The organism is Chryseobacterium pennipullorum (assembly GCF_003384725.1).
Classification (GTDB): Bacteria; Bacteroidota; Bacteroidia; order Flavobacteriales; family Weeksellaceae; genus Chryseobacterium; species Chryseobacterium pennipullorum.
The window spans coordinates 88,146-107,999 of record NZ_QNVV01000011.1 but is presented as its reverse complement, the minus strand read 5'-3'; the positions used below and the strand labels follow the sequence as shown (position 1 = coordinate 107,999).

Genomic DNA, 19,854 nt, shown 5'->3' with positions numbered 1-19,854 from the left:
ATTCCACAAATTTAAAATCTGCGTTATCCGTGAAATCTGCGGGAGTTCTATCTTTAGTTCAATGCAAAGTAACGATGCACAATTTAAATATCCGCTACAGATTTTAACATTTTCTGTTCCCATTCCGGATCTTTCGGATCAAAGAACAGCCTTTTTCCAGTGTCTAAGGAACGAACAACATTCATTTCCTCTTCGGTCAGTTCAAAATCGAAAACATTAAAGTTTTCTTCAATTCTTGACGGGGTTACCGATTTTGGAATCACAACAAACCCTTCCTGCAGATGCCATCTTAAGATCACCTGTGCTACTGTTTTACCATATTTCTCGGCAATAGCTTTCAGGTCGGTATTGCTCAGAAGGCTTGCATTGCCATTCCCAAGAGGGCTCCACGGCTGAGTGATGATATTATTTTTTCTGTCGTATTCCTGCAATTCTTTCTGCTGAAATACCGGATGCAGTTCGATCTGATTGATCACCGGCAGCACTGTTGAATTTGCTTTTAATTCCTCAAGCTTTTCAACGGTAAAATTACATACCCCTATGGCCTTGATCTTTCCTTCCTGATACAGCTCTTCCAAAGCTTTCCATGTGCCGGTAAAATCTCCGTAAGGCCAATGGATCAGATACATATCAAGATACTCCATCTGTAGCCTGTCTAAGGTTCTCTGAAAGGCCTTCTTGGCTTTTTCATAGCCATGATCCTGAACCCAAACTTTTGAAGTGATAAAAAGCTCATCCCTGTTGATACCGCTGTTCTTTACCGCAGCACCCACGGCCGTTTCATTCTGGTAGATGGCCGCCGTATCAATCATTCTGTATCCGGTCCCGATTGCTTTGATTACAGCATTCTCGCATTCTTTAAGATCTTCCATCTGCCATACTCCAAATCCTAAAGCCGGAATATCTACTCCATTATTTAAAGTCACCACAGGCTGTCCTGTATAGGTTTTATTTTGCATAGGTTCTTATTTTTTGATTGTCATTTAAAGTGATTAAACAAATTTGCAATAAAAATTCGGGATTCCGGCTTACCAATTTTACTGTTTTTACCACAAACGGATATAAACTGCAGGTAGAAAGAGCTACATAACAGAAGGCTTATTAAGATCTAACCATTAAATTTCTATTTTTGTATAAATTTTAAATTATGTCACAAAACATCAGGCTTGCCAATGCCGGGGACTATCCAAAAATCATGGAAATCTGGGAATCTGCAGTAAAAGCCACTCATGATTTTCTTGCTGAAGAAGATTTTAATTATTTCAAAGAAGCGATTCCAAGAGATTATCTTCCCAATCTGGAGGTTTACGTAATGACAGAGAATGATGAGGCTAAAGGCTTTGCTTCCGTAGCTGAAGGTAACCTGGAAATGCTCTTTATCCACAATGACAACCGCGGACAAGGCTACGGTAAAAAGTTATATGAATTTATGAGAGAGAAGACCGGATTTACCAAAGTAGATGTCAACGAACAAAATCCTCAGGCTATTGGTTTTTATGAGAAAATGGGCTTCAAAAAGACAGGAAGGTCAGAAAAAGATGGTTCAGGGAAAGATTATCCGCTTATTCATATGAGCTTATAATGGAAAATTATATTTTTAGCAAGATTGCTTCAGATTCGGAAATTCCTTATGAACTGCTCTTGTTAGCGGATGAAACCATTGAAGCCATCAACCGGTATATTTTCAAATCCAGCATCTATCTTCTGCATGACGGTCATGAAAATATTGCCGTAATGGCACTTTACGCCAATAGCAACACAGATCTGGAGATTAAAAACATCGCTGTTTCAGAACACTGTCAGGGTCAGGGTATCGGAAGTATTCTGATCCGTAAGGCAAAAGAAATTGCCTTGGAAAATCAGTACCAGATCCTGACGGTGGGAACTTCAGATACGGGATTTCAGCAGATCAGGTTTTATGAGAAAAACGGATTTGTAAAAACAGGAGTACGCAAAGACTTTTTTACAGAAAATTATCCCGCTCCTATTTTCGAAAACGGATTTCAGATGCGGGATATGATTTTACTTACCCATCATCTTACGGAATAGACTTTTGATATGTTCTATTTCTGTCTGATAATTGGTCTTTTTCCGGCAACCGAAATAAAGGGTATTTTCCAGTTTCTTTTTTCCTTCCCAAATCAGCTTTACTTCACCGTCAGCAATTTCATTTTTACAAAGAAAATCTGGAACCACAGCCAGTCCCGTACCTCCTTTCAGACACCGGATAATGGAATTCAGATTGGGAACAATATAGTTCGGGCGGAAATTAGGTTTATGACCAAAATTTAGCGTCCAGAACTGGAAAAGGTGCTCCATATCGCCGGTAGTTCCGTACCATTTTTCCTGCTTCAGCCATTCTTCAATGTGTTCGGCATCTTTTGTTTTTAAAGCTTTATTAAAAGCAGCAGTATCAATATCCTTTCCTCCTACGAGAACAATCTGTTCCGAGGAAAATGCTTCATGTTGTATATTCGGTGATGAACCTTTTCTTGGAGTAATGATAAGATCAAGAATCCCTTTATCCAGTTGGTCCAGCATTTCAGGATATTCTCCAAAGCTGATGATCAGATTAAAAGGCAGGGTGGAAACATACTGCTCCAGAGTGGTCTGAAAGGTCTCAAAACACATTCCGACGCTGATGGTGGGCGTATGCTTTTCTGTAGACTTCTGAAAATTCTTTTCTACATCCTCCAGTTTGGTAATAGGCTCCGCCACGGCATTAAAAAGGACTTTCCCCCTTTCTGTAGGAATCATTTTTCTGCCGGTCCTGTCAAACAGCTTATACCCTACATACGCTTCCAGTGAACTCAAATGAAGACTTACTCCGGGCTGCGAAATAAACAGGGAATCCGCGGCTCCTGTCAGTGTTCCGGTTTTATAGATCGCTTTAAAAGTACGGTACCATTCTAAATTAACCATAACTTAATCATTAATATTATGATTCAAATTTACAAAATAATTATAATACTGATACATTTTCATTTCTTAAGAAGCCTGCATAATAATCCGGGATTCCGCTTTCCCGGATCTGGCGGACTGTTTTTTCAACCGGATAATGCAACTGTATAATTTCCGGACTTATCGCTTCTTCATCCAGCGTCAAAATAAGATACGATGCCAGTCGGTTCTCTTCTTTGGAACGCCCTACAGAACCGCAGTTGATGGCCCATTGATTCCCGATCCTTTTTTTAAAGGATAAATGGGTATGCCCCATAACGATTATATCGGACCGGGATTCTTCCAGCATGTCAACAAAAACCTCATCATCCTCAGATTCATACAGGTAGGTATCATTGCTCGACAGGCTTGAATGCACAAGCTGAAGACTCCAGTGCTTCGCACCTACTTTATAATTCAACTGCAAGTGAAACGGGAGTTCTGACAGAAATCTTTTATGATCGTCTGTAATTTGCTTTTTAGAATGATCAATAGCGATGAACCTTGCGATCGTCTCTTCCTCTGAGTGTTTTGGCAGGGGAACAACGGGAATGTCAAAAGCAATCCTTTCATCGTGGTTGCCCATCAGACATGGAATGTTTAAGTCCCTTATTTTTTCTATGACTTCATTTCCCCATGGCGCAAAATCCACAAGGTCTCCCAGACAGAATTTCTGATGGATTCCTCTTTTTTCCATATCATCAAGCACAGCTTCCAAAGCAGGAAGATTGCCATGCACATCACTAAAAACAGCTATCTGTATCATTACTCTTCGATTTGTTAATCAAATGTACGGGACCATTAAGAATTTTTTATACAGAGGTTGTATGACATTTTACCATGAAAAAGATATTAATAAAGACAATAAAAAATTTTATTCAACAGCTTACGAATACTGGATATACAACAGACCGTATTACAATCAGCAACCAAAAACTTCTGCATTCAAAACTCAAAGTATAAATATTATAATACTTTACTATAATTTATATTATTTTCATAATACATTAAACACTCATAACTTTGCAGAGTAAAATTTAAACAATCATAAAAAAATGAAAAAAGTACTCATCATTAACGGCGGACAGAACTTCGGGCATTCCGGAGGAAAATATAATCAGACTATTGCAGAAAATACATTGGAAGTTCTGAAAGAATTCGAAAATGTAGAAGTAAAGATAACCCATGTAAGCGACAAGTATGACAAACATGAAGAGGTTGCAAAATTCGTATGGGCCGATTACATCATTTATCATACCCCAATCTGGTGGTTTCAGCTTCCCAACGGATTAAAAAAATATATTGACGAAGTTTTTACAGCTGGTCATGCTAAAGGAATTTATATGAGCGACGGGAGAAATGCTGCTAATCCCGAAATCAACTATGGAACTGGCGGAATGCTTGGCGGAAGAAAATACATGCTGACCACCAGCTGGAATGCTCCCGCCACCGCTTTTACCCTTCCGGGAGAATTTTTCAGTGAAAGAAGTGTAGACGACGGGCCATTATTTGGTTTCCATAGAATGAACGCTTTTGTCTCATTAGAAAAAATGGAAAGCTTTCATTTTCATGATGTGGAGAAAAACGCCAATATAGAACGTGATATGAAACTCTACAGAGAGCATGTGAGAAATGTTTTTGAAAAAGAATTAAAACCGGAATTGGTATCATGAAAAAAGTACTTATCACAGGGATCACGGGCTATATTGGCGGGACGATTGCTAAAAAACTGCTCGACAAGGGTTATGAAGTGACTGGATGGGTCCGTAATGATTCCCATCTGCAGAAACTCGAGTCACTGGGAATCAAAACCATTGTTGGGAATATCCACAATGAAGACCATATAAAAACGGCCGTTGCCGGTGTTGATGCAGTGATCCATAATGCTGATTCTGCAGATGATGCCTATGCCGTAGACAATTTTATCAAAGCATTGGAAGGAAGCCGTAAGACATTCATATTTACTTCAGGATCTGCTATTTTCGGAGGTAAGGAAAATGGTAAAAGGAGTGATTTTGTTTATACCGAGGATTTCCCGGTAATGCCAAGACTTGAAATGGCATCCAGAGTACTTATTAATAATTATGTTCTTCAGTCAGCTCAAAAAGATATAAGAAGTATCGTAATAGTTCCTACAATGGTTTACGGAGAAGGTTTGGGGATCAAAAAAGAGAGCATCCAGATACCTGCATTGGTCAATTATTCCAGGCAGACAGGAAGCGGGATCTATTTTGGAGAAGGCGAAAACATCTGGTCCAATGTCCATATTGAAGATTTGGCAGATCTTTATATCCTCGCTCTGGAAAAGGCAAAAGGGGGGTCTCTGTATTACGCAGAGAACGGTTTTTCCTCCTTAAAAAACATAGCTGAAACCATCAGTAAAAAATATAACCTGGAACCTGCCATATCGGTAAGCGTGCAGGATGCAGTTGACCATTTCGGGCCTGCAGGCGGCTATTTCGGTTTTGCATCCAATAGCCGGTGTAATGCAGACAAAGCCAGAACAGAGCTGAAATGGAAACCCATGTATAACTCAATTGAAAATTTTATTTAATATGAAAATTCATCTTACAGCCATCATAAAAGCCAAAGAAGAATACCGGGCAGAGGTTCTGGAAATTCTTCAGAATATGGTAATAGAAACAAGAAAAGAAGCAGCATGTGAACTTTACACCCTTCATCAGGGAACTGAAGATAAAAACCAATTTGTCTTCTATGAAATATGGAAAACTGAAGAAGGATTGACACAGCATAATCAGCAACCTTATATTCAGGCTTTCGGAGCAATTGCCGATGAGAAGCTTCAGGAAAAGCCTCAGATTTATCTTACCCATATTATTTAAATATGAAAAAATTAATGTTTTTAGTACTGGCCATCTTGACCGTTGGATATGCCCAGGCCCAGGCTCAAAAGTCAAAAAATATGAAAAAGAAAATTTTATTTGTAGTAACCAGTCACGATAAGAAAGGAAGCACTGGTGAAGCTACCGGATACTATCTGGGAGAGATTTCTCATCCATGGGAAGTGCTCCACAAAGCAGGCTATGAAATTGATTTTGTAAGTCCAAAAGGAGGTACTCCTCCGGTAGACGGATTTGATCTGAAAGATCCTGTAAACAAAGAATTTTGGGAAAACAAAGAATACAGAAACAAGATTGACCATTCTATGACCCCATCACAGGTAAACCCGAAAGAGTATTCGACAATCTTTTACGCGGGAGGACACGGAGCCATGTGGGATTTTGCAGATCATAATGAGCTGGCCGATATCGCTTCAGAAATTTATGAAAACGGAGGCATTGTAGCAGGAGTTTGTCATGGCCCGGCAGGATTGGTCAACATCAAACTGAATAATGGAAAATACCTTGTGGATGGGAAAAAGATCAATGCTTTTACCAATGAAGAGGAATCTGAAGTGAAACTAACTCATATTGTTCCTTTCTTACTGGAAAACAAATTAAAAGAAAGAGGGGCAATATTTGAAAAATCAGGGCTTTGGCAAAATCATGTTGTCACAGACCAGAGAGTGATTACAGGACAGAATCCACAATCTGCAAAGAGTGTCGGGGAAGCTATTTTAAAAGAATTAATTAATAAATAAAATATAAACTGTTGATAGAAGACTTTTACATCTTTTATCATTGAATACACAGTAACAAATTTCAGCAACAACAAAATGGAATACAGAAAATTAGGAAATACAGATTTAGAACTATCAGCAATCACACACGGCGCTTTTGCTATTGGAGGAAACATGTGGGGAGGTAATGAGAAACAGGACTCTATCAATTCTATCCATGCCTCATTGGATCACGGAGTAACTTCTATCGACACGGCTCCCTTCTACGGTTTTGGATTAAGTGAAGAGATGATTGGTGAAGCAATCAAAGGAAAGGACCGTTCAAAAATTCAGCTTCTCACAAAATTCGGATTGGTATGGGACGGAAGCAATAACGAAAAAGGAGAATTCTTCTTTGATGCTGAAGATGAAGGAAAAACAATTCCAGTTTATAAATTAGCTTCCAAGCAAAATATCATCAAAGAGGTGGAAGAAAGCTTACAGAGATTAGGAACAGATTATATCGACCTTCTACAGCTTCACTGGCCAGACGGCACAACAGCGATCAGTGAAACCATGGAGGCCATGGAATTACTGATTCAGCAGGGAAAAATCCGTGCTGCAGGAGTAAGTAACTACAGCGTAGCTCAAATGGAAGAAGCCAACAGAACGGTACAGCTTGCCAGCAATCAGGTTTCTTACAGTATGCTGAACCGTGCTATTGAAAACGATCTTGTTCCTTATTCTTTGGAAAACAATTCAGGAATTATCGTATACAGCCCAATGGAAAGAGGGCTCTTAACCGGTAAATATTTCAAAGAAACTCAATTAAAAGATAACGACCATAGAAACGGATATTTTTCACAGTTTGATTTGAATAAAGTGAAAACTTTCTTAGAAAAAATAGAACCTATTGCACAGGAAAAAGAAGCCAGTATTTCTCAGCTGGTATTAAGATGGACTACTTTACAGCCGGGCATTACGGTAGTATTGGCAGGCGCCAGAAATGCACAGCAAGCTATTGAAAATGCCAAAGCAATGGATATCAATCTTTCTCAGGAAGAATTATCCTTCATCAATGGTGCTTTAAGCGAGATTTAATAAAAGTTGGAAGCTGGAGGATTGAAGTATGATCTGGCTGTTCATAGACTTCAATAACTTCCCTCTTCCATTCCCTAAGCCTCAAACATCAAAAAAATGAAAAATAATCTGATCAAAATATTTGGGTTAGCAACCCTATTGACTATCAACAGCATTGCTTTAAATGCTCAGACACTTGTTAATCCGGAAGATCAATCATGGTATCCTTCCGCTTACGGATCGCAGGACGAAATTGGAGCCGCCAATCTGTTAACGCCTGAAGTAGTAAAACAAGCCATAGGACTGGTAAAACAAGGAAAGACCCTCCCTCTTGCGGTTCCTATTGATAAAAATCTGCCCGCTTTCAGGCATAGAAGTTTTAATTTGTACAATATTCAACCCGGTGAACAGGCAGGAAAAAGTATAGGTCCCAATAAATTCACCTTCAATGACGAACTGGTCAACGGTTGGACCGGAGTGGGAACTCAGCTTAACGGCATTGGACACATCGGTATTGATAACAGGTATTACAATGGAAACAAGGCTACAGACTTTGTCACTGTGGAAGGAGTGAAGAAACTGGGCATTGAAAAAGTCCCTCCTTTTGTAACCCGTGGTGTGGTACTGGATATGACGGCTCATTATAAAAAAGCAATTGTGCCCGGCGGAACAGAATTTACGGTAGAAGATATCCGATCCGTTTTAAAGAAACAGGGAGTTACCCTACGAAAGGGAGACGTCGTTCTATTCAATACCGGGTGGCTTGAATTAGCAGGTAAAGACAACAAACAGTTTCTGGAAACAGAACCGGGGATTGGAATGGAAGCGGCAAAATGGCTTGCTGATCAAGGAATCGTAGCTTTTGGCGGAGATACCTGGGCTTCTGAAGTGTACCCTAATCCAAAAAGTGAAGAAGAATTTCCCATCAACCAGTTTATGCTGGCTAAAAAAGGGATTTACAACCTGGAACTTATTGACAGCCGTCCTTTGGTAAAGCAAAAAATATGGGAATTTCTATTTGTGCTGGGTCAGCCACTATATGTGGGCTCTACTCAGGTGAATGTGAATCCAGTCGCTATTTATTAAACTTTTATAGCTCGTTTAAAGCTTATCATATTTTCAAAGAAATAAAGAGACAAAGTAATTCCGGTCTAAAAAATAAAAACTGGCTTTAGGATTTATTTTTAGAATTAATACCCCAACTGTATTACACTGTTACTTGATCTCTTATAGTAAAACGGCCTTTCAAAATTGAAAGGCCGTCTTGTAAAAAGTAAATATCTGTTAAGTACACAGGCTTCATTAACTTCCATCCTTCATCTTCCTGCTTCATTACTTCACTATTTTGCAATCGGAAGATGCGTACTCACAGCAATTCTGTTCCATGCATTAATGGTTACAATAGCCATAATGATCTGGGCGATCTGATTGTCATCAAAAAATGATTTTGCTTTTTGGAAAGTTTCTTCTGTCAATCCATTCTGGCTGATCAGGGTAATTTCTTCAGTCATTGCCAAAAGTACCTGCTCTTCTTCAGTAAAAAATTCTTTTGCTTCCGTCCATCCGTTCAGGATAAATATTCTCTGTGGTGTTTCCCCGTACTTGATGGCATCTTTGGTGTGCATGTCGAGACAAAAAGCACATTTATTGATCTGTGAAGCCCTGATTTTAATTAATTCCTTCTGAATATGGGTCAGAGAAGTTGTCTGTAAATATCCTTCCAATCCCATCATTGCTTTATAAGCTGCTGAATCTACTGTTGCAATATTTAATCTTGCACTCATACTATTATTATTTTTTGGTTAATTGATCTACACTTAAAGAATATTGCTTCTGGACAGCCAATAAAAAAGCGGCTGCACTTCCTACCCATACGGAATAGTTGAGGGGAGCTTTGGGTCCTGAAGCAAGTGTCATGGATATGGCAAAAATCAACATCAGAATACCGGTTCCATAGGCAGCTGTTTTAGTTTTAAACCCTATGATGAGCATCAACGGGAACAGTATTTCTAAAAAAGTAGCGGCATATGCAGAAGTTGTACTCAAGGTTTCCGGTAGAAAAAAAGTCAGCTGTCTTGTGTACTCTTTAAAGCTGGTCATATTTCCCCATGATGAATTTTCTTGGCTCCATAACCCGAACCGGTCTGCCACCGCAGAAAGCATCGTCACGGCTAAAGCCAGCCTTAAAAATAATTGCGGAAATTGATTTTTGGTGTCTGTCATTGTGTTAGCTTTTAATTACATGACAAATTTCCGACTTCTGACCGGTAAAAATCTTAAACTGGTTTAAGATCGTAATTTTGCCCTTATTTCACTCAGATATTCTGGAGTAAAACCTAAAAAAGAAGCAATTAAATATTGAGGAATTCTTTGAATAAACCAGGGATACAACGTACTGAAGTGCACATAGTATTCTTCTTTCGTCATCTCATAAATATATCGGATTCTTTTTTCAGCAGCAGCATACGCAGTCTGGTATACCATTCTGAAATACCGTTCCATAACGGGGTGCTTTTCCAATAAAAGTTCCTGAGACTGAAAATCAATGGCTAAAATACTGGAATTTTCTACAGACTGAATATTAAAGCTTGATTTCATCTGTTTTTCAAAAGCAAAAGTATCAGACATCCACCAGTTTTCTATCGCAAATTCTGTAGTTTGCTCCACTCCCTTTTCGTTCACAAAAAACTTTCTCAGACATCCTTCCAGAACAAAATATTTAAACCTGCAAACCTCACCTTCAAGCATTAGATTTTCTTTCTTTTTCACTTTTAAAACATGAAAAAAGGAAATGATGGACGCAAATTCCTGATCATCAATTATAATGAATTTATTTAAATGTGCTTTAAAAGTTTCCATTGTAAAATTTAGTAACCAAACTTAACTTTATTTTTTTAGTTTTACAATGACAAAATAATAAATCATGGAACTTGTTTCTAACATTCTGATCGCAGTTGTTGCACTGGAACATATTTATATTCTCTGGATGGAAATGTTCGCCTGGGAAACCAAGGGGAAAGAGGTTTTCAAAGCCGCGTTACCTGAAGAACTGTTTAAACCAACCAAAGGATTGGCTGCCAATCAGGGATTATACAATGGTTTTTTGGCTGCCGGGCTGATCTGGTCATTTTTTATTAAAGATCCGCAGTGGCAGACGAATATTGCTTTATTCTTTTTAAGCTGTGTTGCTGTGGCCGGAATCTATGGAGCGATCTCAGCCACTAAAAAAATATTCTTCGTACAGGCACTCCCTGCTATATTGGCAATTATTACAGTATTATTAAAGTAATTTCACAAACCCTCTTCTGAAGGTGATGAATGCTCTCCTGTCCTTACCAACGGGACAGGAACGCGTATAAGTATCCCGTCCGGCATCGAACTATAAACCAGCTTTTTACCCTTCAAAAAATCCATTTAATATAAAATTCGTAAATTTGCACCGTCATAAAAAATTGATACACAGCTTTTTTATGCTGGCCTGCATTTTGATGCAATGTAGGAATTCTAGTTGTTCAGTACACATAACTTTAATTGCTTCATCAGTAATTTAAATTGTAGAATCTATGTAAAAGACTTACCTCTTTTTACATAATACACTCTTTTTCCAGAGTATAATCTATTGAAATATTTAAGATAAGCATAAAGCCTAGGGTCTTTATGCTCTTACTTTTTTTGTCAAAAGCTTTTATCATGATAAGCTTCACAGATTATTTTTACACTCTTGTCATCAGCAGAACAACGAATGCTAAACCTATATAAAGAATTGGTGTACAACTTTTTTATAGTATTTATTAATTGAAAAATTCTGAATATGGAAAATAATGAAAACAGTAGAAAAGTAAAACTCAAAGTTGAAGATCTGACTATTATTTTTGGTAAAAACAAAGAGAAAGCACAGGAACTTTTAGACCAGGGTTTTTCCAAAAAGGAAATTCTCGAAAAGACAGGTTGTACCGTCGGAATCAACAAAGCAAGTTTTGAAATTTATGAAGGTGAATTCTTTGTCATCATGGGATTGTCAGGAAGCGGAAAATCTACGTTACTGCGTTGTCTTAACAGGCTGAATGAGCCTACTTCAGGAAAAGTATACATCAATGACGATGATATTACCGGAAAAAATAATAAGGAACTTTTGCAGGTTAGAAGAACCGAAATGAGCATGGTTTTCCAAAAATTCGGATTACTTCCCCATCATACGATCCTGGATAATGCAGGATTCGGATTGGAAATAAGAGGCGAAAGCAAAGCTTCACGTGATGAAAAAGCACAGAAAGCGCTGGATATTGTAGGACTAAATGGTTTTGAAAATCAATATCCGTCACAGCTTTCAGGAGGTATGCAGCAACGGGTTGGATTAGCAAGAGCTTTAGCCAACGATCCGGAGGTACTGCTTATGGATGAGGCATTTTCCGCACTGGACCCCCTGATAAAATCTGAAATGCAGGATCAAATGCTTGAACTGCAAAATACCCTGCAAAAAACCATCGTCTTCATTACCCATGACCTGGACGAGGCTATTAAAATCGGTGACCGTATCGTCATCATGAAGGACGGTGTTATCGAGCAGATAGGAACCGCAGAAGATATTCTGACCAATCCTGCAAGTGACTATGTAAAGGCTTTCGTAGAGAAAGTAGATCGTAAAACAATTATCACGGCAAGATCATTAATGTTTGACAAAGCTACAGTAGTACGTTTCAGAAAAGACGGTCCCGAAGGAGCATTAAGAAAAATGCGAACTACAGGCTTAGAAAACCTGCCTGTCGTAGATTTTCAGAATAAATTTCTTGGGTTTGTGACGCTGAAAGATATCGTGCAGATTGCAAAGAAAAAAGAACCTACGGTGGAATCAGTGATCAATAGCAACGTCCCTTCAGTCTATCCTGAAGTTACTGTAGAAGAAATGCTGCCGTTGATTTCCGGAAGCAAATCAGCCATCGCTGTCATCGATGAAAACAATAAATTTTTAGGTCTAGTGACCCAGTTGTCTCTTATTATAGAAGCGACCAAGTTTAACGAAGAAGAGATCATTGAATTAAAAGAAATCGCAAACAATCAATAAGATGAATAAAACTATAGATATAGGCCAATATGTAGAAACAGCGATCAATTGGCTCACGCAAAACGGAAAACCTGTATTTGATGTCATAAAGCATGTGGGAAACTCCTCCATTATGGGCATTGAATGGATTTTACTCAATACTCCCTTTTATGTAATCATTCTCTTTTTTACTTTATTGGCCCTGTGGAAAGCCGGAAAAGGTATTGCTGTGGTTACCGCAGCAGGATTAAGCTTAATATTTTTAATGGGGCTCTGGAAAGAAACGATGGAGACCCTGGCCCTTATTTTTGTGGCCACCATTACCGCCCTGGTTATTTCCATTCCACTGGGAATTTTTGCAGCAAAAAGTACAATAGCAGCAAAAATCATACGCCCATTACTGGATTTAATGCAGACAATGCCGGCATTCGTCTACCTGATTCCTGCGGTTCTGTTCTTCAGTATCGGTAAGGTACCGGGAGCCTTTGCCACGATTATTTTTGCCATGCCTCCTGCTGTACGGTTGACGACATTAGGAATAGAAGCAGTTCCGAAAGATATTGTAGAAGCCGCAAGGGCCTTTGGAGCAACCAATCGTCAGATTTTGTTTAAAGTGGAGCTACCTCTAGCCATGAAGACGATTTTAACGGGGATCAATCAAACCATACTTCTATCCCTATCCATGGTTGTTATTGCCGGAATGATTGCCGCAGGTGGTTTAGGTGAAAAAGTACTGGAAGGAATTAATAACCTTGATATCGGTTTAGGATTTGAAAGTGGACTGTCCGTTGTGATTTTAGCCATCATCCTCGACAGGATTACCCAGGGATTTGTAAAGAAAAAGCAATAAGATGAAACAATTAAAATATCTTTTTTTCCCTGTTTTGATGACCGTATTCTCGGTCTTAAATTCATGTGGAAATATAAAAAACTCTAAATACATCACCATAGGAATGGTAGATGGATGGGCAGAAGATGTGGCCATGACTCATGTTGCCAAAGCAATTTTAGACCATCAGGGATATCATGTCATTATTCAAAAAGCATCTACAGATATGATTCTGGCTTCGATGAATAATGAAGATACAGACCTTTTCCTGGGAGTCTGGCTTCCTTATACGCATGCTAAAAAAGTCGCTAAATTTCCGGGATTAATATATCTTGGAACCAATTATGACAATGGCCGTATAGGACTGGTAGTTCCTGAATATGTTCCTATTGAATCTATTGAAGAGCTCAATCAGCACAAAGATCAGTTCAGTCACAGAATCATTGGAATTGAAAAAGGAGCCGGATTAACCACCGGAACTGATAAGGCAATTATCAATTACCAGCTTGATTACAAACAAATCAATTCCTCTACCATTGCCATGATCACCGAGCTGCAGAATGCTATTCAACATCAACAGTGGATCGTTGTAGCCGGATGGCAGCCTCACTGGATGTTTGGTAAAATGAAACTTAAGTTTCTTAAGGATCCCAAAAATACATTTGGTCAGGCAGAACAGATTAAAACCTATGCCCGGAAAAGCTTTGGCAAAGATCATCCGGATCTGGCAAAGTTCTTTTCCAAAATGCATTTTGATGATGAACATATGTCTGATCTTTTAATGAAGATGGAGCACAGCAAAAATAAAGAAGCTACCGCTAAAAAGTGGGTGGATGAGCACTCCGATGTTGTAAAGGTATGGTTAGATAAAAATTAATAAACAATACAATTGAGTATTACCAAAATCCTCAGCTCTATATGGGTCTGGGGATTTTTATTTATAGATCAGAAGAATTCATGGATTCCTTGATCTTCTCCCGATGAAGTATGCCCCACTTCACCAGCGTTTCCGTCACCGGAAACACCGATTTTCCATAGTCTGTCACAGCATAGGTTACTGTAATAGGCTTGGTATCCTGAATGGTCCTCGTAATCAGAAGGTTCATTTCCAGCTCTTTTAATTCTTTGCTCAGCATCTTAGCAGAAATACCCTCAATACTGCGTTCCAACCTTTTAAAATGAATTTTCTGATCCGGTCTGTTGGTCAGATATCTCAGGATCATGAGCTTCCACTTTCCGCCCAAAACATCCAGACTGTCACGCATAGCAAACAATTCCTCAGTACAGCTTGCTTCCCTTTCCACTCCGTTTTCAATGATTTTCGCCATAATAGTTTCATTAAGGTAACTAGTTACCATTGGTTAACTAGTAGCAAATATAAACTATTCCTGTTTTACATTTGTGTATCAAAATCAACCATATGAAAGCAGTTATTTTAAATAAGAATTTCCAGTTGGAAAACGGCATCGCTGAGAAACCACAGCCCAAAAGTCATGAAGTTTTAATCCAGATTAAAGCCAGCGGTTTCAATCCCATCGATTACCAGATGCTGGAAAACGAATTGGAAAAAAGATTGATCAGTTCTCCTATATTAGGACGCGAATTGTCGGGAATTATCGTTGACAAAGGTACAGAGGTCACAGAATTTAATATGGGTGATGAGGTGTACTGCGGAAGCGGTTCCATGGGCAGTAATGGTACCTATGCAGAATACATTGCTGTTCCTGCAGTCATTGTCTCTCTGAAGCCTAAGAATCTTTCCTTTGAACAGGCAGCGGCCATTCCGTCTGCAGGGCTTACCTCCCTTCAGATCTTCACCAGGCTGGCTTTACAGCCGGAGCAAACCATTCTGGTCACCGGAGCAGCCGGAGGAGTAGGATCTTTTTTCATCAAACTCTTATTAGCTCATCATATCCAGAACTTTACAGTGACCGTAGGAAGTGAAGAAAACAGGCAAATGCTCCTCAACTTAGGCGTGAAGGATCAGCAAATCGTCAATTACCGGCAGGAAAAACTCATCGAATTTCTTTTAAAAGCCAATAATCACCAACCATTTGATATAGGGGTTGATCTTGTAGGGAATTATATGTCTGAAGTGACAGCAGAAGTTTTAAAGATCAATGGTACTTATGTGGATGTAACGGCTTTAGTCACAAAAAATGCTCATGAAATCCTTTTCAATAAAGGAAGCCTGATCATGAATATCTCCAATTACACTTACGGGATGATTAAAAAATACGGGTATTACAAAAACAGCCTGCTTAAAATAAAACAGCTTATTGAAAACGAAACCATTCTTCCTCCTCAACATAAAATAATAGGAGACCTTTCTCTAGATACTGTTCTGAAGGCCCATGCTATTTTAAAAAGTAATCAGACCCAGGGTCATAAACTTGTTATGAAACATTAAACTATGAATACAATACCCAGACGCATCATCACAGGAACTAAAAACGGAAAATCCGTCATCACAGAAGACCGGCAGGTAGACAACGTAGTGGAACACTTTCCCGGATTGATCATTTCAGATGTATGGAATACCCAGACAATGCCAGCGAGCCTGAACTTTGAAACGAGAATTCCCAATACCGGATTTCCACAAACTCCTAAAAATGGCACATATTTCCGATATGTAGTGGTTCCCCCAGATAAAGATTTAGGTCTGGAATGGAAAAAAAATGAACCTCATCCAATGATGCACAAAACGCCAACACTGGATTATATTATTATCCTTTCCGGTGAACTCTACCTTATTATGGAAGAAGGCGAAACACTGCTAAAACCTGGGGACATTGTCATCCAGAGAGGTACTAATCATGCATGGAGTAACCGTTCTGATGAACCTTGTATTCAGCTTGCAGTTTTAATTGATGCAGAAATTAAAGAGTAAAGAAGTTCCCACAGATCACACAAATAACACAGATAAAAACCCATGCAGATGTAGCAGATTTTACACAAACATCTGCGTAATCCGTGTAATCTGCGGGAAATAAATATAAACAGCATTCAATTCGATCGAAGATAAAATCCTTGCGACTTAAAACAGCTTTGAACTTTAGCCGTTTCCAACAAACTCCGAAACATGGATACAAAGAAGTTCACACAGATCACACCAATAACACAGATAAAAACCCATGCAGATCTAACGTGTTATACAAGTTTTTACACAAACATCTGCGTAATCTGTGTGATCTGCGGGAAACAAATATAAACAGCATTCAATTGTATCGACGATAAAATCCTTGCGAATTAAAACAGCTTTGAACTTTAGCCATTTCCAACAAAATCTGAAATATGGATACAAAGAAGTCCCACAGATCATACAAATAACACAGATAAAAACCCATAAAGATCTAGCGGATTACACAAGTTTTAATCAAACATCTGCGCAATCTGTGGGATCTGTGGGAAACAAATATAAACAGCATTCAATTGTATCGACGATAAAATCCTTGCAACTTAAAACAGCTTTGAACTTTAGCCGTTTCCAACAAACTCCGAAACATGGATACAAAGAAGTCCCATAGATCATACAAATAACACAGATAAAACCCCATGCAGATCTAACGTGTTATACAAGTTTTTACACAAACATCTGCGCAATCTGTGGAATCTGTGGGAAACAAATATAAACAGCATTCAATTGTATCGACGATAAAATCCTTGCAACTTAAAACAGCTTTGAACTTTAGCCGTTTCAAACAAACTCCGAAACATGGATACAAAGAAGTTCACACAGATCACACCAATAACACAGATAAAAACCCATGCAGATCTAGCGGATTCTACAGATTTTACACAAACATCTGCGTAATCTGCGGGAAATAAATAAATATAACATTCAGTTACAAAGCAGAAATCTCCAACAGTTTTTGCTTCATTTTTTCCGGCGTCATCTGTCCTTCCTGATAATATATTAAATTCTGATGCTTATCCAGGAATACCCATAATGGATAGACCGGTTGGTTTTTATTTTTTGATAGCGCAAGTGCCAGCTCATGAATCCCTGAATTCCCATTGGGGAGGTATTCAAATTCACGATTCTGGAAACGGATTTTATCCTTTGTTTTTTCCGCTTCAAAATTGATCAGGTAGAAATGTTCATTCATCATTTTCACCAAAGCATCATCTTTATTCATGCGGAAAGATTCGATCTTACAGATGGCACACCAGTCCGTATACAGATGGATAACAACAGGACTGGAAACCTCTTTCTGGAAATGTTCAAGATCAGAAAAAGTGCCTGTCTTCATCTGAGACAGATAAAAACAGGGCACAAACATTAAAAATAAAATAAAAGGTCTCATTTCAAAGTATATTTAATCCCCAGAAATCCTCTGATCCCCTGCATAGGTGCATAGCCATAAGCAGTATCGAAAGTATAGTGATTGGGATTGCTGATCGGGTCATCAACGTTTTTATCAAACGGGTCAAAAGGTCTCATCAGAGGATCCTTGGGAGTAAAATTGAATAAATTCTTCACTCCGCCATAGACTTCAAATCCTGACTTGAAACTTTTGGAAACCTGGATATTCGCGAGGGAATACAGCGGGGAGTATTCCGGGCGGTAGTCGTTCGGCAGAACTGGAAGCCTCATCGGTCCATAAAACTGTCCGGTAAAATCGACCGTCAGGTTATGGGGAAATTTATACGTCAGATTATAAGTTCCGCTCCACTTTGGAGCATGCAGCTGCTGTGTTTTTTGATTCTCATTATCAAATTTTTGATACACATCGAGGTAGGTAACCCCCAGATTAACGCTGAGAGGAAACTGGAATGTAAAATCCACATTCAGTGATGCTCCTCTTGAAATTCCGTAACCATGAAGGTTATCATAGATAATTTTATCAGGATCCGAATCAAAGTCACCCACAATTTTATTACTGAAATAGGTGTAGAATGCGGAGGCATCAAGGTTCAGCATACGGGTTCCCACGGGAATTTTCCAGATATAGTTTAAGTTCCCGTTCACCGACCTTTCAGGCAGCAGATCAGACTTCACCACTACTTCGCGGGAACCTGTCAGGGCTGCATGATCTTCAGTAAACAGATTGACTACCCGGAATCCTGTCCCGAAATTGAACCTTAAAGTATGATAAGGATTCGGTGAAAACTTCCAGGCTAATCTCGGCGAATGGACAGAATGATGCACTTTATCATAGTCATACCGATAACCGAGCAAGAGGGTATTCTTATCATTGATTTCCCACTGATCCTGAATAAATGCTCCCCAGATCGGAGACTTCATCGGGGCATTGGTTATGCCGTCCGAAGACAGCGTTCCCGGGGTATTATCATCGTAGAATGTTCTCTTGAAGGTAAGCCCTGCTGTAATATCATGCTTTCCGAAACTTCTGTCCCAATACGTCTGTACAAAAGCGACCTTTTGCGTCGCATTGAAAGGATTGGCTCCATAGAAAGAATTCTGATCATGATAATTGTAAGAAAACTGAGTAACGATATGTTCCTTCATTGGCCATTCGTACAAACCAAAAACCTCTGCCCTATTCGTATAAATACTCTCGCCGTACACTTCATCACTTCCCCGGAAAGATTTATTCCACTGCATTTCTCCCCCGAAGCGGTCTTCATATAGGTATCTCATCGCAAAACTGGCCTGGCGGTTTTCTTTTCTCTGAAAGTTCCATTTATTGAAAACTGAAATCCTGCTTTGCAATGTAGTATCTGTGAAATTATCTTTATTCTGATCTATTCTTTCTTTAAAGCTGAAGTAATTTAAACTTAGCAATGATGCCACATTTTTTCCTGCATTGAACTTCGTAGAAAGGTCGAGATTATTTTCAAACCAGCTGGTCGTCATCAGATCAACACTCAGCTTTGGAGCTGTCAATGCATTTTTTGTAATAATATTGATCACGCCGCCCATTGCTTCAGAACCGTATATTGAAGAGGCGGGTCCTTTTACCACTTCAATTCTGTCCACAAGACTGTTAGGGATTCCGCTTAATCCGTATACCGTAGAAAGGGAGCTTACGATAGGCATTCCATCAATAAGGATCATGGTATAAGGTCCCTCAAGTCCGTTAATATGAATATCACCTGTATTGCAGACCGAACAGTTCAGCTGCGGCTTTATTCCATTGACCATAGCAATCGCTTCAAAAATACTTGGGGTAGGATTTTTCTGGAAAAATTTCTGACTGTAGATCTCGACAGCTACTGGGCTTTTGGATCTGCTCATCGGTTTTATCGTTCCCGTAACCACTACATCCTCTATGTTACTAGTTTTGATTTCCCGTTTGGTAACTTTTGCAGAATCCCTGATTTTGGCCTGTGGCAGACTAAGGCTGTCTGTCTCCTGAGCAAAACAGTAGGTTGATAAAAAAGTAATAGAAAATAATATTCGCTTCATGAAATTAAAATTGTTAGACAAATCTAACAATT

At 39.0% G+C, this 19,854-nt stretch carries 23 protein-coding genes; 14 read left to right on the top strand and 9 right to left on the bottom strand.

What is annotated here, in order from left to right:
- Positions 1-83: 83 nt before the first annotated feature.
- Entirely contained in the window at positions 84-959 is an 876-nt protein-coding gene (locus DRF67_RS13455) for an aldo/keto reductase (protein ID WP_115928801.1), read from the bottom strand.
- Between the two features lie 188 nt (positions 960-1,147).
- Here DRF67_RS13455 and DRF67_RS13450 point away from each other — a divergent pair, with 188 nt between their 5' ends.
- Positions 1,148-1,582 carry a GNAT family N-acetyltransferase gene (locus DRF67_RS13450; RefSeq protein ID WP_115928800.1) on the top strand — a complete coding sequence of 145 codons (435 nt, stop codon included), beginning with the start codon at positions 1,148-1,150 and terminating at the stop codon, positions 1,580-1,582.
- Entirely contained in the window at positions 1,582-2,049 is a 468-nt protein-coding gene (locus DRF67_RS13445; RefSeq protein WP_115928799.1) for a GNAT family N-acetyltransferase, read from the top strand. The genes DRF67_RS13450 and DRF67_RS13445 overlap by 1 nt, the downstream gene beginning before the upstream one ends.
- Here the strand turns inward: DRF67_RS13445 and DRF67_RS13440 are convergent.
- Positions 2,023-2,922 (bottom strand): LysR family transcriptional regulator, encoded by a 900-nt coding sequence (locus tag DRF67_RS13440; RefSeq protein ID WP_115928798.1) that lies wholly within the window; start codon positions 2,920-2,922, stop codon positions 2,023-2,025. The two genes, DRF67_RS13445 and DRF67_RS13440, sit on opposite strands and share 27 nt — an antisense overlap.
- A 40-nt stretch (positions 2,923-2,962) precedes the next feature.
- Positions 2,963-3,706, bottom strand: a complete 744-nt coding sequence (locus tag DRF67_RS13435; protein WP_115928797.1) for a metallophosphoesterase family protein — start codon at positions 3,704-3,706, stop codon at positions 2,963-2,965.
- A gap of 289 nt (positions 3,707-3,995) precedes the next feature.
- Here DRF67_RS13435 and DRF67_RS13425 point away from each other — a divergent pair, with 289 nt between their 5' ends.
- From DRF67_RS13425 to DRF67_RS13400, 6 genes are all read left to right on the top strand, one after another.
- Positions 3,996-4,613 (top strand): NAD(P)H-dependent oxidoreductase, encoded by a 618-nt coding sequence (locus tag DRF67_RS13425; protein WP_115928795.1) that lies wholly within the window; start codon positions 3,996-3,998, stop codon positions 4,611-4,613.
- A complete protein-coding gene (locus DRF67_RS13420; RefSeq protein WP_115928794.1) occupies positions 4,610-5,494 on the top strand; it encodes an NAD-dependent epimerase/dehydratase family protein in 885 nt (294 codons plus the stop codon). The genes DRF67_RS13425 and DRF67_RS13420 overlap by 4 nt, the downstream gene beginning before the upstream one ends.
- 1 nt (position 5,495) lies before the next feature.
- Entirely contained in the window at positions 5,496-5,783 is a 288-nt protein-coding gene (locus DRF67_RS13415) for a putative quinol monooxygenase (protein WP_115928793.1), read from the top strand.
- 2 nt (positions 5,784-5,785) lie between these two features.
- Positions 5,786-6,541, top strand: a complete 756-nt coding sequence (locus tag DRF67_RS13410) for a type 1 glutamine amidotransferase domain-containing protein (RefSeq protein ID WP_228435810.1) — start codon at positions 5,786-5,788, stop codon at positions 6,539-6,541.
- Positions 6,542-6,616: 75 nt separating this feature from the next.
- The gene (locus tag DRF67_RS13405) at positions 6,617-7,600 is read left to right on the top strand and encodes an aldo/keto reductase (RefSeq protein WP_115928792.1); all 984 of its coding nucleotides are present in this window, start codon (positions 6,617-6,619) and stop codon (positions 7,598-7,600) included.
- 96 nt (positions 7,601-7,696) lie between these two features.
- Positions 7,697-8,665 (top strand): cyclase family protein, encoded by a 969-nt coding sequence (locus DRF67_RS13400; RefSeq protein WP_115928791.1) that lies wholly within the window; start codon positions 7,697-7,699, stop codon positions 8,663-8,665.
- 254 nt (positions 8,666-8,919) lie between these two features.
- Here DRF67_RS13400 and DRF67_RS13395 read toward each other — a convergent pair whose 3' ends face one another.
- The 3 genes from DRF67_RS13395 to DRF67_RS13385 form a co-directional block, all read right to left on the bottom strand.
- Positions 8,920-9,363 carry a carboxymuconolactone decarboxylase family protein gene (locus DRF67_RS13395; protein WP_115928790.1) on the bottom strand — a complete coding sequence of 148 codons (444 nt, stop codon included), beginning with the start codon at positions 9,361-9,363 and terminating at the stop codon, positions 8,920-8,922.
- Positions 9,364-9,370: 7 nt separating this feature from the next.
- Positions 9,371-9,802 (bottom strand): DoxX family protein, encoded by a 432-nt coding sequence (locus tag DRF67_RS13390; RefSeq protein WP_165851797.1) that lies wholly within the window; start codon positions 9,800-9,802, stop codon positions 9,371-9,373.
- Between the two features lie 63 nt (positions 9,803-9,865).
- Entirely contained in the window at positions 9,866-10,348 is a 483-nt protein-coding gene (locus tag DRF67_RS13385; protein ID WP_317048010.1) for a Crp/Fnr family transcriptional regulator, read from the bottom strand.
- Between the two features lie 154 nt (positions 10,349-10,502).
- Between DRF67_RS13385 and DRF67_RS13380 the strand changes: the two genes are divergently transcribed.
- The 4 genes from DRF67_RS13380 to DRF67_RS13365 all read left to right on the top strand — a co-directional run bounded on the left by DRF67_RS13380 (position 10,503) and on the right by DRF67_RS13365 (position 14,326).
- Positions 10,503-10,868 carry a DUF1304 domain-containing protein gene (locus DRF67_RS13380; protein WP_115928788.1) on the top strand — a complete coding sequence of 122 codons (366 nt, stop codon included), beginning with the start codon at positions 10,503-10,505 and terminating at the stop codon, positions 10,866-10,868.
- A 522-nt stretch (positions 10,869-11,390) separates the two neighbouring features.
- On the top strand, positions 11,391-12,641 hold the full coding sequence (locus tag DRF67_RS13375) for a quaternary amine ABC transporter ATP-binding protein (protein WP_115928787.1): 1,251 nt from the start codon (positions 11,391-11,393) through the stop codon (positions 12,639-12,641).
- Position 12,642: 1 nt separating this feature from the next.
- The gene (locus tag DRF67_RS13370) at positions 12,643-13,470 is read left to right on the top strand and encodes an ABC transporter permease (protein ID WP_115928786.1); all 828 of its coding nucleotides are present in this window, start codon (positions 12,643-12,645) and stop codon (positions 13,468-13,470) included.
- 1 nt (position 13,471) lies between these two features.
- On the top strand, positions 13,472-14,326 hold the full coding sequence (locus DRF67_RS13365; RefSeq protein WP_115928785.1) for a glycine betaine ABC transporter substrate-binding protein: 855 nt from the start codon (positions 13,472-13,474) through the stop codon (positions 14,324-14,326).
- A 61-nt stretch (positions 14,327-14,387) separates the two neighbouring features.
- Here DRF67_RS13365 and DRF67_RS13360 read toward each other — a convergent pair whose 3' ends face one another.
- The gene (locus DRF67_RS13360) at positions 14,388-14,777 is read right to left on the bottom strand and encodes a winged helix-turn-helix transcriptional regulator (RefSeq protein ID WP_115928838.1); all 390 of its coding nucleotides are present in this window, start codon (positions 14,775-14,777) and stop codon (positions 14,388-14,390) included.
- A gap of 92 nt (positions 14,778-14,869) precedes the next feature.
- Between DRF67_RS13360 and DRF67_RS13355 the strand changes: the two genes are divergently transcribed.
- Entirely contained in the window at positions 14,870-15,859 is a 990-nt protein-coding gene (locus tag DRF67_RS13355; protein ID WP_115928784.1) for an NADP-dependent oxidoreductase, read from the top strand.
- A gap of 3 nt (positions 15,860-15,862) precedes the next feature.
- Positions 15,863-16,339 carry a cupin domain-containing protein gene (locus DRF67_RS13350; RefSeq protein WP_115928783.1) on the top strand — a complete coding sequence of 159 codons (477 nt, stop codon included), beginning with the start codon at positions 15,863-15,865 and terminating at the stop codon, positions 16,337-16,339.
- Positions 16,340-17,294: 955 nt separating this feature from the next.
- Here DRF67_RS13350 and DRF67_RS13340 read toward each other — a convergent pair.
- Positions 17,295-17,702, bottom strand: coding sequence for a thiol:disulfide interchange protein (locus DRF67_RS13340; RefSeq protein ID WP_228435809.1), 408 nt, complete (start codon positions 17,700-17,702; stop codon positions 17,295-17,297).
- Positions 17,703-17,752: 50 nt separating this feature from the next.
- A complete protein-coding gene (locus DRF67_RS13335) occupies positions 17,753-19,822 on the bottom strand; it encodes a TonB-dependent receptor plug domain-containing protein (protein WP_115928780.1) in 2,070 nt (689 codons plus the stop codon).
- Positions 19,823-19,854: the final 32 nt, after the last annotated feature.